General features: G+C 42.1%; 12 protein-coding genes. 11 read left to right on the forward strand and 1 reads right to left on the reverse strand.

Going from position 1 to position 13,489, the window contains the following annotated elements; all coding sequences use genetic code 11:
- Position 1: 1 nt before the first annotated feature.
- The 11 genes from AAEZ18_RS04660 to AAEZ18_RS04710 all read left to right on the forward strand — a co-directional run bounded on the left by AAEZ18_RS04660 (position 2) and on the right by AAEZ18_RS04710 (position 11,678).
- A complete protein-coding gene (locus AAEZ18_RS04660; RefSeq protein ID WP_011330026.1) occupies positions 2-1,546 on the forward strand; it encodes an HAL/PAL/TAL family ammonia-lyase in 1,545 nt (514 codons plus the stop codon).
- Positions 1,539-1,967: an acyl-CoA thioesterase gene (locus AAEZ18_RS04665; RefSeq protein WP_350594033.1), complete on the forward strand. Its 429-nt coding sequence runs from the start codon at positions 1,539-1,541 to the stop codon at positions 1,965-1,967. The genes AAEZ18_RS04660 and AAEZ18_RS04665 overlap by 8 nt, the downstream gene beginning before the upstream one ends.
- 21 nt (positions 1,968-1,988) lie before the next feature.
- Positions 1,989-2,528 carry an outer membrane lipoprotein carrier protein LolA gene (locus AAEZ18_RS04670; RefSeq protein WP_011330028.1) on the forward strand — a complete coding sequence of 180 codons (540 nt, stop codon included), beginning with the start codon at positions 1,989-1,991 and terminating at the stop codon, positions 2,526-2,528.
- A gap of 40 nt (positions 2,529-2,568) precedes the next feature.
- Positions 2,569-4,830 carry an MMPL family transporter gene (locus tag AAEZ18_RS04675; protein ID WP_350594030.1) on the forward strand — a complete coding sequence of 754 codons (2,262 nt, stop codon included), beginning with the start codon at positions 2,569-2,571 and terminating at the stop codon, positions 4,828-4,830.
- Position 4,831: 1 nt separating this feature from the next.
- Positions 4,832-6,127, forward strand: a complete 1,296-nt coding sequence (locus tag AAEZ18_RS04680) for an NAD(P)/FAD-dependent oxidoreductase (RefSeq protein ID WP_350594028.1) — start codon at positions 4,832-4,834, stop codon at positions 6,125-6,127.
- A 156-nt stretch (positions 6,128-6,283) separates the two neighbouring features.
- Positions 6,284-6,703, forward strand: coding sequence for a DUF3261 domain-containing protein (locus AAEZ18_RS04685; protein WP_231613330.1), 420 nt, complete (start codon positions 6,284-6,286; stop codon positions 6,701-6,703).
- Positions 6,700-7,872: a beta-ketoacyl-ACP synthase gene (locus AAEZ18_RS04690; protein ID WP_350594026.1), complete on the forward strand. Its 1,173-nt coding sequence runs from the start codon at positions 6,700-6,702 to the stop codon at positions 7,870-7,872. Before AAEZ18_RS04685 ends, AAEZ18_RS04690 begins: the two co-directional genes overlap by 4 nt.
- Complete coding sequence (locus tag AAEZ18_RS04695; RefSeq protein WP_225740935.1) at positions 7,865-8,335, forward strand: hotdog family protein; 471 nt, start codon at positions 7,865-7,867, stop codon at positions 8,333-8,335. The genes AAEZ18_RS04690 and AAEZ18_RS04695 overlap by 8 nt, the downstream gene beginning before the upstream one ends.
- A complete protein-coding gene (locus AAEZ18_RS04700; RefSeq protein ID WP_086995832.1) occupies positions 8,332-9,057 on the forward strand; it encodes a 3-ketoacyl-ACP reductase FabG2 in 726 nt (241 codons plus the stop codon). Before AAEZ18_RS04695 ends, AAEZ18_RS04700 begins: the two co-directional genes overlap by 4 nt.
- Positions 9,057-10,286, forward strand: a complete 1,230-nt coding sequence (locus AAEZ18_RS04705; RefSeq protein ID WP_350594024.1) for a beta-ketoacyl-ACP synthase — start codon at positions 9,057-9,059, stop codon at positions 10,284-10,286. Before AAEZ18_RS04700 ends, AAEZ18_RS04705 begins: the two co-directional genes overlap by 1 nt.
- Before the next feature lie 90 nt (positions 10,287-10,376).
- Complete coding sequence (locus AAEZ18_RS04710) at positions 10,377-11,678, forward strand: DEAD/DEAH box helicase (RefSeq protein ID WP_011330036.1); 1,302 nt, start codon at positions 10,377-10,379, stop codon at positions 11,676-11,678.
- Positions 11,679-11,769: 91 nt separating this feature from the next.
- On the opposite strand, the gene AAEZ18_RS04715 is transcribed toward AAEZ18_RS04710, so the two are convergent.
- A complete protein-coding gene (locus AAEZ18_RS04715) occupies positions 11,770-13,380 on the reverse strand; it encodes an NAD(P)/FAD-dependent oxidoreductase (protein ID WP_011330037.1) in 1,611 nt (536 codons plus the stop codon).
- Positions 13,381-13,489: the final 109 nt, after the last annotated feature.

The raw sequence follows: 13,489 nt of genomic DNA on the forward strand, positions 1-13,489 counted from the left end.
AGTGCCAGTTCAAAACACACAGCTTTTTGGTCAGCAGCGATTATCAATCGAAAACATTGTTGATATTGCACATAACCACACCCAAGTGCAAATTAGTGGTTGCAGCGAATTTAGTAGCAAAATTAATAGTGCGCTGAGTTTTTTAGATACATTATTAAAAGAAGACGGCGTTATTTACGGTGTAACGACCGGTTATGGCGACTCAGTAACCGTAGCAGTACCATTAAATTTAGTAGATGAACTCCCCCTACATTTAACGCGATTTCATGGATGTGGACTAGGCGATGTATTTAATAAAGTACAAGGACGAGCAATTTTAGCCACGCGGCTTACGTCTTTATCGCAAGGCTACTCGGGTATTAGCTGGGAAATGCTGAATTTACTGCGCGACTACTTAAATCACGATATTGTACCGGTTATTCCTCAAGAGGGATCGGTAGGTGCCAGTGGCGACTTAACGCCATTATCTTATGTTGCTGGTGCTATGATAGGCGAGCGCGACGTATATTATAAAGACACCGTACGTAATAGCTTAGCGGTAATGCAAGAAGTTGGCTTAACGCCGCTCGTGCTGCGCCCAAAAGAAGGCCTTGCAATAATGAATGGCACCGCGGTAATGACCGCATTAGCCTGCTTAGCCTTCGACAGAGCCAATTATTTAGCCAAATTAGCCAGTCGTATTACCGCCATTGCTAGCTTAGCGCTCAAAGGAAATAGCCATCATTTTGATGAAATTTTATTCTCGGTAAAACCTCACCCAGGGCAGCAGCAAATAGCACGTTGGATCAGAGATGATTTAAATCATCACGACCATCCACGTAATGCCGACCGCCTGCAAGATCGCTACTCAATTCGCTGTGCACCGCATGTTATTGGTGTGCTGCAAGACAGCTTGCCGTTTTTTAGGCAAATGATCGAAAACGAATTAAACTCAGCCAACGACAACCCAATTATTGATGGCGAAGGGGAGCATGTACTGCACGGCGGGCATTTTTATGGCGGCCACATTGCCATGGCAATGGACAGCATGAAAACCGCAGTAGCTAACTTAGCTGATTTAGCCGATCGACAAATAGCCTCATTGGTTGATACTAAATATAACAATGGTTTGGCGTCTAATTTATCCGACAGTGCCCCTGAGCGTCGTTATATAAATCATGGTTTTAAAGCGGTACAAATTGGTGCCAGTGCTTATACTGCTGAGGCATTGAAATTAACTATGCCTGCCAGTGTATTTTCGCGCTCTACCGAGTGTCACAATCAAGACAAAGTAAGTATGGGTACCATAGCCTCGCGCGATTGTTTACGTATTTTACAGCTTACCGAGCAAGTGATGGCCAGTACCTTATTAGCCGCTATTCAAGGGTTAAGGCTGCGAATTAAACAAGGCGAATTAGAATTTACGAGTTTAACTGACGATATGCAGCATATGTATAGCGATATAACAGGTTACTTTGAAAACCTGACCGAAGACAGACCAATGGAAGCGGTGCTAAGACAAACTATTAGCTATATTCAAAGCAAACGCTGGGCGCTTTATGAATAATAAAGGCGCATTACTTTCGCACAGCGTAGAAATAGAAATCCCTTTTCATGATTGCGATCCAATGAATGTAGTGTGGCATGGTAATTACCCACGCTATTTAGAAATTGCTCGTTGTGAGTTACTCAGAATATTTGACTACGACTACCTGCAAATGAAAGACTCTGGATTTGCGTGGCCCATTGTTGATATGCAAATTAAATACGTAGCATCAGCTGTATTTACACAAAAAATTAAAGTGGCAGCGTATTTAAAAGAGTATGAAAACCGCTTACGTATTGATTATGTTATTACCGATGCAATCAGTAATAAGCGCCTTACCAAGGCGTCCACTACACAAGTGGCGGTAGAAATTAGCTCCAAAGAAATGCAATTTGTTTCACCCCCAATACTTTATGAAAAACTAGCCCCTTTTTTAAAGTAGCTGGCAATTAAAGGAGAAGGAATGACAATGTTTAAATTATTTATAACCAGCGTATTGCTGCTATTTTGTAGTGCATTGCAAGCAAACACTGTATCGCAGGTAAATACCACATTAAAGGCTGATACAGTAACGGGTGAGTTTAAACAATATAAACAACTTGCTGGTTTTGCATCGCCGTTCGTCTCCTCTGGGGTGTTTTCTCTAAATGCCAAAAAGCTAGTATGGCAAGTAGAACAACCGGTAAAAAGCGCATTGATTGTAGAAAATGGCCAGGTATTGGTTGAAAATGCTAAAGGGGAGTTTGTACCACAGCCAGGCAGTGAGCAGTTTGTAGGGCTTTTAACTGACTTACTCAGTGTAGATATGAGCGCCCTTGCAACACGCTTTAGTATAAAAGCGCAAAACAATTGCCTGCAACTAACCCCAAAAGAAGCGTTGTTACAGCAATTATTTAGCCACTTTACTTTGTGTGAAAGTGATAAAACGGTACACAGCATCATCCTTTATGAGCATTCAGGTAGTAAAACAACTATTGAGTTTAGTTACCCTGAGCAGCCTTAACGGCTCAATCGTTTAAATAGTTAATTAATGGAATAGTGGATTGAAGAAACGAATTGGCATTGTTTTTATTTGGTTTAGTGGTTTAATTTTGCTTTTAACCAGTATATTTTGGCTGACTAAACCTACATTTAGTGCTGATATGTTTAGTTTGCTGCCAAAATCGCATTCTCAATTAGCTTATGGCGAACAGCTGTTTTTTGAAAAAAATGCCCACCGTGTGGTGTTTTCATTTGCTGGTGAACAAAAAAATAACGCCCACGATGAATTTAACAATTGGCTTGAGCAGCAAGGTATAACAAGCACATTTAATTTTCCCTCTATAAACGCTTTAACAACCACATTTGCGCCTTATAAATATGCACTATTAAGTAAGCCCTATAAGCAAAAAATAGCAGACAAAGCCAGCTTTGAGCAGTTTTACCTGCAGCAGTTAAATCAGTTAGGATCGCCATTTGTTAGTGCTACATTAAGTACTGATATTAGTTTAAGTTTAGCTGGCTTTATTAGCGAAAACTTAAGCCAAAGCCAAGTTTTTACTATTAAACAAAACCGCCTCACTCGCCAGTATGAGGGGGTTGAATATGCAATGCTTTTTGCCACACTGCCAGAGCCAAACTTGAGCATTAATAATGCAATTAGCTTAGCTGCTAAAATTAAAACGCAAATAAACACCCTAAGTAAAGCGTACCCAAATACCACTATTTCCTATTCAGGGGTGCTGTTTCATACGGCTGAAAATGCCCAACAAGCAAAATACGAAATGAGTTTGTTTGGTGGTATTAGCCTAATGGCACTAATGGTTATGGTGTTTTGGGTATTTAGAGCGATTAGCAGTATTTTATTAGCGAGCTTTACAGTGCTTAGCGCATTAATGGGCGGCGCTATTGTTATGTTATTGGTGTTTAACAGCATTCATTTATTAACCTTGGTATTTGCCGTAACCTTAATAGGCATTGCTATTGATTACGCCTTTCATGGCATGACCGACTTAGCTAAAGTAGCAAATGAAACTGCACAGCAGGCCTCTTCTAACGGCTATAGCAAAGGGGTGAAATCGGCGTTATTACTCTCTTTTATTACGACCGCATTAGGCTACAGCTGCTTATTAGGTGCACCGTTAACCTTATTAGCGCAAGTGGCTGTGTTTGTTATAGCGGGCTTATTTAGTGCATGGCTGTTTACTGTGTTAATTTTACCATTTTGGCAGCAAACACTGCGTGTATCGACATCAAGTTTATTACTCAGTAAAAAAATAACGCGGGTGTTTTTGTACTGTAATAAAATAAAAAAACCACTGTTTATTGCGCTAAGTATAGTGCTTGCAAGCTTATTGGTATTAAAACCGATTGAGTTTAATGATGATATTAGATTGCTTAATGCCAGCTCTGAGCAGCTAATGGCAAGTGAAAAAAAACACTTAACTTTACTGGATCAATGGCGCAGCCATATAGTATTTATTATTGGCGACAATGCACAACACGTGTTACAAAAACAACAGCGGTTAGTTAGCGATTTAACCGCGAGTAACCCGCATATTAAACACAATGCCATTAACCGATGGCTGCCTAGTATTGAGCAGCAAAAAAATAATTTAGCGGTGTTTAATCAAGCTAAAAAAAGTGGTGTGTTTGCACTCACCGAGCAATTAACTGGGCGGCAATTAAGTAGCGGCCCCGCGCAATTTATTACCTATAACACATTATTAAATAGCGAATTTAAACCCTTATTGTTAGCGCAAATGCATGTTGAGCCGCAGCAAGCCATAACCTGGATGACAATTACCAATATTAATACACAGAGCTTAAGCGCCGCGCTTTTAAAAGATGATGGCTTATTGCTATATAATAAACCGCAGCAAATTAGTGCGTTATTAAGCGATTACCGAGCATACTTATTGTTAAGTTTAGTGCTTGCAGGGGCCATTAGTTGGTTACTTTTTAGTTGGCGTTTTGGCGTAAAAATTGCCACTTTACAACTGTTAAGCTTGTTATTAGTGGTTGTTAGCATGCTGTGGGTGTGTAATGCAATTCAAGGCAGCCTGTCGTTATTTAATATGTTGGGCGCGTTGCTAGTGGTAGCCTTAGCTATTGACTACCTTGTTTTTTATCAAATAAATAAGTTACAGCCAAAAAATATATTGGCAATTAGTTTATCTGCAGCGTCTTCTATGTGGGTGTTTGGTATGTTAAGTGCCTCAAGCACCCCTGCTATTTTTAGTTTTGGACTTACCGTAATGGTAGGGATTTTAGCGGTATATATTTTATCGCCGCTGAGTGTATTACCCTCGCAAAAGGAAGGATAAAGTGAATAACCCTGAGCAGTTTGATGTTGTTGTAATTGGTGCGGGCCCCTCTGGCGCACTTGCAAGTAGCCTTTTAGTGCAAAAAGGCTGGCGAGTATTAGTGCTTGAGCAACAGATTTTTCCGCGCTTTACTATAGGTGAGAGCTTGTTACCGCAATGTATGGAATATTTGGCCGACGCTAATTTAGTCGCTCCATTGCATGAACACGCTGCTAGTTTGGGGTTTCAGTTTAAAAACGGCGCTGCGTTTCATCGAGCGGGTGAAAATACCGCTATTAATTTTACCGAAAAATCATCACCAGGGCCAGGTACTACTTATCAAGTGAAAAGAGGGCTGTTTGATAAATTACTAGCCGATAATGCACAGCTGCAAGGGGCTGTTATTCGTTATCAGCACAGTGTTAAAGACTACAAGGTTACTGATGTTTTTGAAAACAGTTCCGATAAAGGTAATACCAATAAAGATAGTACCGATAAAAATGGTGGTGCAACCTTATTAGTACACGACGCGCAGCAGCTGCCTTACCAAGTTCAAGCACGCTTTGTGTTAGATGCCAGCGGCTTTGGCCGAGTATTACCTAAACTACTAAACTTAGAGTTACCTTCTAACTTTCCGGTACGCAGTGCTTATTTTAGCCACTTTGTAGATAATATTAGCGATGAAAATTTTGATCGTAATAAAATCCTCATTACCGTACACCCAGAGCACCGAGATATATGGTATTGGCTAATTCCCTTTAGTGATGGCACCGCAAGTATTGGTGTTGTAGCAGAGTCTGAGCGTTTTAATGACGACGAAGCAGAGGTAATGTTAAATCGCTTTTTAGAGCAAGATCCACATTTAAAAGCACTGCTAGCTAAACGCGAATTAATTGGGCCAGCTCGCAGCATAACAGGCTACTCCTCTAATGTGAGTAAGCTGTATGGACAGCACTTTGCGCTATTAGGCAATGCGGGAGAGTTTTTAGATCCGGTGTTTTCATCAGGAGTAACCATTGCGCTTAAATCAGCAAGTTTAATTGCACCTTTGGTCGATCAGTATTTAAAAGGTGAGACGATTGACTTTGAGCAGCATTATGCAAAACCGCTACAAGCGGGAGTTAACTGTTTTAGAACTTTTGTTACAGGCTGGTACGATACGCGCTTTCAAGACGTAATATTTCATACAGAGCAAAACAAACAAGTGCGAGAAATGATCAGTGCAATTTTAGCCGGATACGCATGGGACACGAGTAACCCATTTGTTGCACAAAGTGAGCGCCGCTTAAATGTGCTAGCTCAGCTGTGCCGAAACTAATATGTTGAAATTAATATGCTTAAACTAATACTCCAGCGTGCACTGCTATTGCTAACCTGCATAGTGCTGTCAGCCTGTGCGAGTCAGTTTAGTTCCAGTGCAGCTATAAGCATAGCACCTGCGGCTAGCCTAAATTTAAATAGCATGGCGCCATCAATGTATGGCCGCTCTTGGCAACAAGTGTTATTTATTACCACTGGGCAAGAGCAGCATACCTTGTTATCGCAATTGGCGGTTAATGAGGCGGGAGGGGTCAAGTTGCTGATGATGACCAGCCAGGGCTTTCCAATTGTAGAGCTTGAAAAATCACCCAAAGAGCCAATTAAAGCTAAAAAAATGCTTGTAGGCGTCGATATAAATCCTGCTTATGTATTGGCCGACATTGCCTTAGTACATTGGCCTGTTGCGTTTATAAATGAGCAGCTGAGCGGCGCACTCGTGGAGCAAGTAGGCACACACAGACAAGTACTACAAAATCATAAAACCCTGATCACCATTGACTATAACGATGATGCAATTACGCTGCATAATATTGTACGTGATTATAAAATAATATTTAAAAAGGTAACTCAGTGACATATTGGCTAAATAACTTAGGTATTGTTAGTGCGATGGGAGTAGGCCCGCAGGCAACTCTCGATAGCTTAAACAGTTATAACTCTGCAACGCCTATATTAACTCTAAATTCTACACTTAGCGCGCAACAACAGCCGTTATATGTTGGCAAAGTAACCTCGGTTGCGTTGGCGCAAAAAAAACGTATAAATACCTTTATTGATATGTGCTTAGCGCAACTACAAACAACTATTGAGCAATTTTCGCATATCGATAAATCCCGTATTGCGGTGGTGTTAGGCACGAGTACTTCGGGTATTGCAGATGGTGAACGGGCTCGTGCTCATTTTGAACACACAGCGCAATGGCCAAATGACTTTCATTATTATGACCAAGAACTTGCCACCCCAGCACACTATATTGCGCAAAAGCTTGATGCAAAGGGACCCTGTTATAGTATTTCTACAGCCTGTACATCAAGTGCAAAAGCATTACTAAGTGCCCGCGCACTGCTAAAAGCTGATATGGCCGATGTTGTTATATGCGGTGGCGTTGACACCCTATGCCAACTTACTCTCAATGGTTTTGATTCGTTAGCGTCGTTAAGTAGCGGAGTTTGCCAGCCGTTTTCAAGTAGCCGAGACGGCATTAATATTGGTGAAGGCGCGGCATTATTTGTAATGAGTAAAGGCGTAAGCGCAATTACAGATAAAGCAATTGCACTGTACGGTGGCGGCGAAAGCTCTGATGCACATCATATTTCAGCGCCCGATCCCAATGGTATGGGCGCGCAATCTGCAATGCAAAAAGCACTAAAACAAGCGCAATTAGCTGCCCATGAAATTGACTACATAAATGCACACGGTACCGCAACGCTAAAAAATGATGAAATGGAGGCACTTGCAATTAATCGTGTGTTTGGCAACAATACGCCACTTAGCTCAAGCAAGCACTTAACTGGGCATACCTTAGGAGCTGCAGGCGCAATTGAAGCCGCGCTATGCTGGCTACTTCTTAAAGAGCAAGGCCAGTATGCATTGCCGTATAACGTATTATCAACAGGCGGTAACTTGGCCGATGTAAAAATAATAAAACAAGCATTTAAGCCCAAATTGCGTTACTGCTTGTCAAACTCATTTGCCTTTGGTGGCAATAACGCCAGTTTAATTTTAGGTATTGCCGATGAATGAGCTGAGCAGTAATCATTACGCAATTGAGCAGTTGCTTGCCCACGACGCACCAATGATTTTAATTGACACTTTAACGCATTATAGCGCCGAGAGTGCGCGTTGCCAGGTAACGATTACACCGCAAAGTGCGTTTTATAATGCCGATATTGCCGGTGTACCCAGTTATATTGGGGTTGAGTATATGGCGCAGTCAATAGCCGCTTACGCAGGCGCATTAGCAAACGATGCAAATGAGCCTCCTAAAATAGGCTTTTTAATTGGTACGCGTAAATATCAAACCCATCAAGCGTGTTTTAAAGTTAATAGTAGTTTAACTATTAAAGTGCATAAGCTATATCAAGAAGAGTCGGGATTGAGTGTGTTTGAATGCCAAATAATCCACGGCGATACATTAGCATGTGAAGCAAAAATTAATGTTTTTCAGCCCGAAAATCCGCTGGAATTTATAAGAGATAATCAATGACAAAACGAATTTTAGTCACAGGTTCAAGCCGTGGCATAGGCAGGGCTATTGCGCTTAAATTAGCATCCCAAGGGTATGACATTACAGTGCATTGTAAAAGTGGTGTGGCAGATGCACAAGCAACTTGCGCAGCAATACAGGCATTAGGCCAAGCTACTAGCTTATTACAATTTGATGTATGCGACAGAGCCGCCGCCAAAGCACAAATAGAGCAAGACATAGCCCAGCATGGTGCTTATTATGGCGTGGTATGTAACGCAGGTATTACCAATGATATGGCGTTTCCGGCTATGCAAGGCGAGGACTGGGATTGCGTTATTCGTACCGGGCTTGATGGCTTTTATAATGTGGTGCACCCCACGGTAATGCCTATGGTGCAAAACCGTAAAGGTGGGCGTATTGTAACCATGGCTTCTGTATCGGGCATTGCCGGTAACCGTGGGCAAGTAAATTACAGTGCGGCAAAAGCCGGTATTATTGGCGCTACAAAAGCGTTGTCGTTAGAGTTGGCTAAGCGAAAAATAACCGTAAACTGCGTTGCACCTGGGTTAATAGAAACCGCAATGACTGACGAGTTACCGGTAGACGAAATGCTAAAAATGATCCCGCTTAAGCGTATGGGCACAGTAGAGGAAGTTGCGGGTACTGTGGCATTTTTAATCTCAGATGATGCGGCCTACATTACCCGCCAAGTCATTTCAGTTAACGGCGGTATGGTGTAATGAAGCGCGTTGTAGTGACAGGTATGTCGGTGATCACCGCACTTGGCGATGAATGGTCGGTATTTAAACAAGCACTGATCAGAGGCGAAAATGCAGTGACCACTATGCCACAGTGGGACAAAGCACCAGAGCTTAATACGCGTTTAGCGGCGCCGGTTACTCATTTTGAGCGACCGAGTCATTATAAACGTAAACAAATACGCTCAATGGGGCGAGTGGCGCTTATGTCAACACGCGCTACAGAGTGCGCGTTAGAGCAAGCCCAGTTACTCAATCATAGTAGCTTAACCGATGGCTCTACGGGGGTTTCTTATGGTTCATCTATAGGGTCAACCCCGCCGTTACTCGCGTTTGCTAATATGATGGAGTCGGGCTCTATGTCTGGGGTAACAGCCACTAGTTATATTCAAATGATGGCGCATACTGCTCCGGTTAATGTTGGAGTGTTTTTTGGCTTAAAAGGGCGAGTGATCACCACAAGCTCAGCTTGTACCTCAGGCTCACAAGGTATTGGTTATGCCTATGAAGCAATAAAATTTGGTCGTCAAAAGGTGATGGTTGCTGGTGGTGCAGAGGAGTTATGTATTACCGAAGCCGCAGTATTTGATACCTTATATGCTACCAGCACAAAAAACGACACACCCAAGTTAACCCCCAGGCCATTTGATAAAGGCCGTGATGGATTAGTGATTGGCGAAGGTGCTGGCACACTGATTTTAGAAGAGTATGAACACGCAAAAGCGCGCGGTGCCACTATACTGGCAGAAGTGGTTGGTTTTGGTTGTAATAGTGATGGTGAGCATGTTACTCAACCTACCTCTAAAACAATGCAAATAGCGATTGAACAAGCCCTACACGATGCAAATTTAACCGCCCAGCAAATTGGTTATGTAAGTGCGCATGGCACCTCAACCGATCGAGGCGATATAGCAGAGTCGCATGCCACTTTTAACGCATTAGGGGCAAAACCCATTAGCTCTTTAAAAAGTTATTTAGGCCACACTTTGGGCGCATGCGGTGCTATTGAAGCGTGGGCGACGATTAATATGATGAATGATAACTGGTTTGCCCCCACAATAAACCTCACCGAGGTGGATAACGAGTGCGCTCAACTTGACTATATAACCGAGCAAGGGCGAGAAATTAACACCGATTATGTAATGAGTAATAACTTTGCTTTTGGCGGTATTAATACCTCTTTAATATTTAAACGCTATAAAACAGATTAAACCATGCAAAAGTAAAGTAATGACTAACTGTTAGCACTTTTTTACTGTATAATTTGCGACCCTTGATAATGTGGCCGCAGGTTATACACCATGAATTTTAAATCTTTTAGTTTTGCTCCTGAACTTGTTCAGGCGTTAGACGAACTTAACTATCACACCCTTACGCCCATTCAGCGCGCAGCAATTCCTGCTGTTCGTAAAGGTAAAGACGTTTTAGCAAGTGCACAAACGGGGACGGGTAAAACCGCCGCGTTTGCGCTACCAATTATTCAAAAATTATTTGAGTCTGAAGTAAGCACTACTAATGCTCCGCATGCTTTAGTTTTAGCGCCTACGCGCGAACTTGCAGAGCAAATAGCAAATAACTTTAAAGACTTCGCAAAACATACTTCGTTAAAAGTAGTCAGCTTATTTGGTGGTGTTAACACCGCAGGCCAAGCTAATGCACTTAAAGAAGGTGTTGATATTGTAGTAGCAACGCCAGGGCGTTTACTTGATCATATTCGCTTAGGTAACTTAAGCCTTGCCAGCGTAAAGCACTTAGTACTTGATGAAGCCGACCGTATGCTCGATATGGGCTTTATTGAAGAGATGCAAGGCGTTATAAAAAGCTGCGCTGACGATCGTCAAATCTTGTTGTTTTCAGCTACTTTCCCAGCAGCAATTAAACAGTTTGCATCTAAAGTATTAAAACAGCCAGAAATAGTACGTGTTGATCAAACAAACAGTACTGCTAGCACTGTAGCGCATGTGGTTTACCCCGTTGAAGAGCGCCGTAAGCAAGAGCTGCTTTCTGAGCTAATTGGTAAGAAAAACTGGCAGCAAGTGTTAGTATTTGTAAACATGAAAGAAACAGCCGATGAGCTAGTAACAGAGCTTAACCTTGATGGCATTCCGGCTGCGGTTTGTCATGGCGATAAGTCACAAGGTAATCGTCGTCGTGCGCTGCGTGAATTTAAAGAAGGTAAAGTACGTGTATTAGTGGCAACAGAAGTTGCGGCGCGTGGCATTGATATTGATGGTTTACCGCGTGTAATTAATATTGACTTACCTTGGCTTGCAGAGGACTACGTACATCGTATTGGTCGTACTGGCCGCGCAGGTAAAGAAGGCCAAGCAATTTCGTTTGTAAGCCGTGAAGAAGAAAACATGTTGTTTGAAATTGAAACCTTAATTGGTCAAAAAATTAAACGTGTTTACTTAGAAGGCTATGCAGTAAGTAACCGTGAAGTATTAATTGATAAAATTGGCAAAAAGCCTGCACACTTACGTCGTACTCGTGCTAATAAGCCATCTGGTCAAGCAACTGGCGAAGCAAGAGCAGTAAATCGCTCACGTATTTCTAAAATACGTAAAAGCTTAAAAGGCGAAAAACTGTCGCTTAAAAAGTAATTAATAATGCGCTAACCTAATATGGTTATTTGCAGTTACAAAAAAACCTGAGCTTCCTCAGGTTTTTTTATGGCTTAAATTAATAAAACGCTTATTTTGCGTTTTCTAGCATTGAAAGCGCCACCGCTTCAGCGGCTTTAATACCATCAATACCTGCCGATAAAATACCACCGGCATAGCCTGCGCCTTCGCCAGAAGGGTAAAGCCCTTTAGTATTAATACTTTGAAGTGTTTTATCGCGCTTAATACTTACCGGCGAAGAGGTACGTGTTTCTACCCCTGTTAGTAAGCCATCATTAGTTGAAAAACCACGAATTTGCTTATTAAATGCCGGAATTGCTTCACGCAGAGCATCAATTGCATATTTAGGTAATACATCGGCTAAATCGGTTAATTTAATACCCGGCGTATAAGATGATTGCACATCGCCTAAAGCTGATGACGATTTACCCTTTAAAAAGTCGCCAATAAGTTGTGCTGGCGCATCGTAATTACTGCCGCCAAGTTCGTATGCTTGTTTTTCAAGTTTACGTTGTAACTCAATACCCGCTAATGGATGACCCGGGAAGTCTTGCTCTGGCGAAATACCTACAACAATAGCGCTGTTTGCATTTCGCTCACTACGAGAATATTGGCTCATACCATTGGTAACAACTAGGCCTTCTTCAGAGGTGGCTGCAACCACAGTCCCCCCTGGGCACATACAAAAACTATATACGGTACGGCCATTATCACAGTGGTGAACTAGTTTGTAATCAGCAGAGCCTAAAATGGGGTTACCTGCATTGTCACCAAAGCGGCACTCATCGATCATAGATTGCTTATGCTCGATCCTAAAGCCCACCGAAAATGGTTTAGCTTCCATGTAAATACCTTTTTTATATAGCATATCAAAGGTATCACGGGCACTGTGACCCACAGCAAGCACTACATGGCGGGTATTTAGCTGCTCGCCATTTGACAAGGTTAAGCCCGTTACTTGGCCGTCTTCTAAATGAATGTCGTCTACGCGAGTGCTAAAGCGAATTTCGCCGCCAAGTTCTACAATATGCGCGCGCATTTTTTCAATCATAGTTACCAGTTTAAAGGTTCCTATGTGTGGCTTACTTACGTATAAAATTTCTTCTGGCGCGCCAGCGGCAACAAACTCGGTAATAACTTTACGGCCATAATGTTTTGGATCTTTTACTTGGCTGTATAATTTACCGTCGGAGAATGTACCTGCGCCGCCTTCACCAAATTGTACATTTGACTCGGTATTTAGTGCGCGCTTACGCCAAAAACCAAAGGTATCTTTAGTGCGCTCGCGTACTTCTTTACCACGCTCTAATATTATTGGCTTAAAGCCCATTTGTGCCAACACTAAACCTGCAAATAAACCACAAGGGCCAAAGCCTATTACGACAGGGCGCTCTTTTAAATCGTTATTTGCCTGGGCAACAAACTTATAAGCGGTGTCGGGTGCTACTTTTACATGCTGATCTTTGGCAAAAGTTGTGAGTAACTGCTCTTCGTTATCAACGCTTATATCTAAGGTATAAATAAGTAAAATAGCTGTTTTTTTACGGGCATCGTAACCACGTTTAAACACATTAAAACTATGTAACTGTTCTGGCGTTATTTTTAGCTTACTGACAATGGCATCTTTAATTGCATTTTCGTCATGATCTAGCGGTAGTTTTATTTCGGTTAAACGTATCATTTTGTCTCTTTTAGGTGTCTTAGCGGGCTTTTAATTACCGCTCACAATAAGGGGAGTAGCGCAAATAGCACCACAAAACATAAGGCGCTTATTTTACGTTAAATTACGC

The sequence above is a fragment of the Pseudoalteromonas sp. 19-MNA-CIBAN-0066 genome (assembly GCF_040308705.1).
GTDB lineage: Bacteria > Pseudomonadota > Gammaproteobacteria > Enterobacterales > Alteromonadaceae > Pseudoalteromonas > Pseudoalteromonas nigrifaciens.

Coding starts and splice junctions, on each gene's coding strand:
- AAEZ18_RS04665 (WP_350594033.1), top strand. CDS start 1,539: ATGAATAATAAAGGCGCATTACTTTCGCACAGCGTAGAAATAGAAATC.
- AAEZ18_RS04670 (WP_011330028.1), top strand. CDS start 1,989: ATGACAATGTTTAAATTATTTATAACCAGCGTATTGCTGCTATTTTGT.
- AAEZ18_RS04685 (WP_231613330.1), top strand. CDS start 6,284: ATGTATGGCCGCTCTTGGCAACAAGTGTTATTTATTACCACTGGGCAA.
- AAEZ18_RS04695 (WP_225740935.1), top strand. CDS start 7,865: ATGAATGAGCTGAGCAGTAATCATTACGCAATTGAGCAGTTGCTTGCC.
- AAEZ18_RS04700 (WP_086995832.1), top strand. CDS start 8,332: ATGACAAAACGAATTTTAGTCACAGGTTCAAGCCGTGGCATAGGCAGG.
- AAEZ18_RS04705 (WP_350594024.1), top strand. CDS start 9,057: ATGAAGCGCGTTGTAGTGACAGGTATGTCGGTGATCACCGCACTTGGC.
- AAEZ18_RS04710 (WP_011330036.1), top strand. CDS start 10,377: ATGAATTTTAAATCTTTTAGTTTTGCTCCTGAACTTGTTCAGGCGTTA.
- AAEZ18_RS04715 (WP_011330037.1), bottom strand. CDS start 13,380: ATGATACGTTTAACCGAAATAAAACTACCGCTAGATCATGACGAAAAT.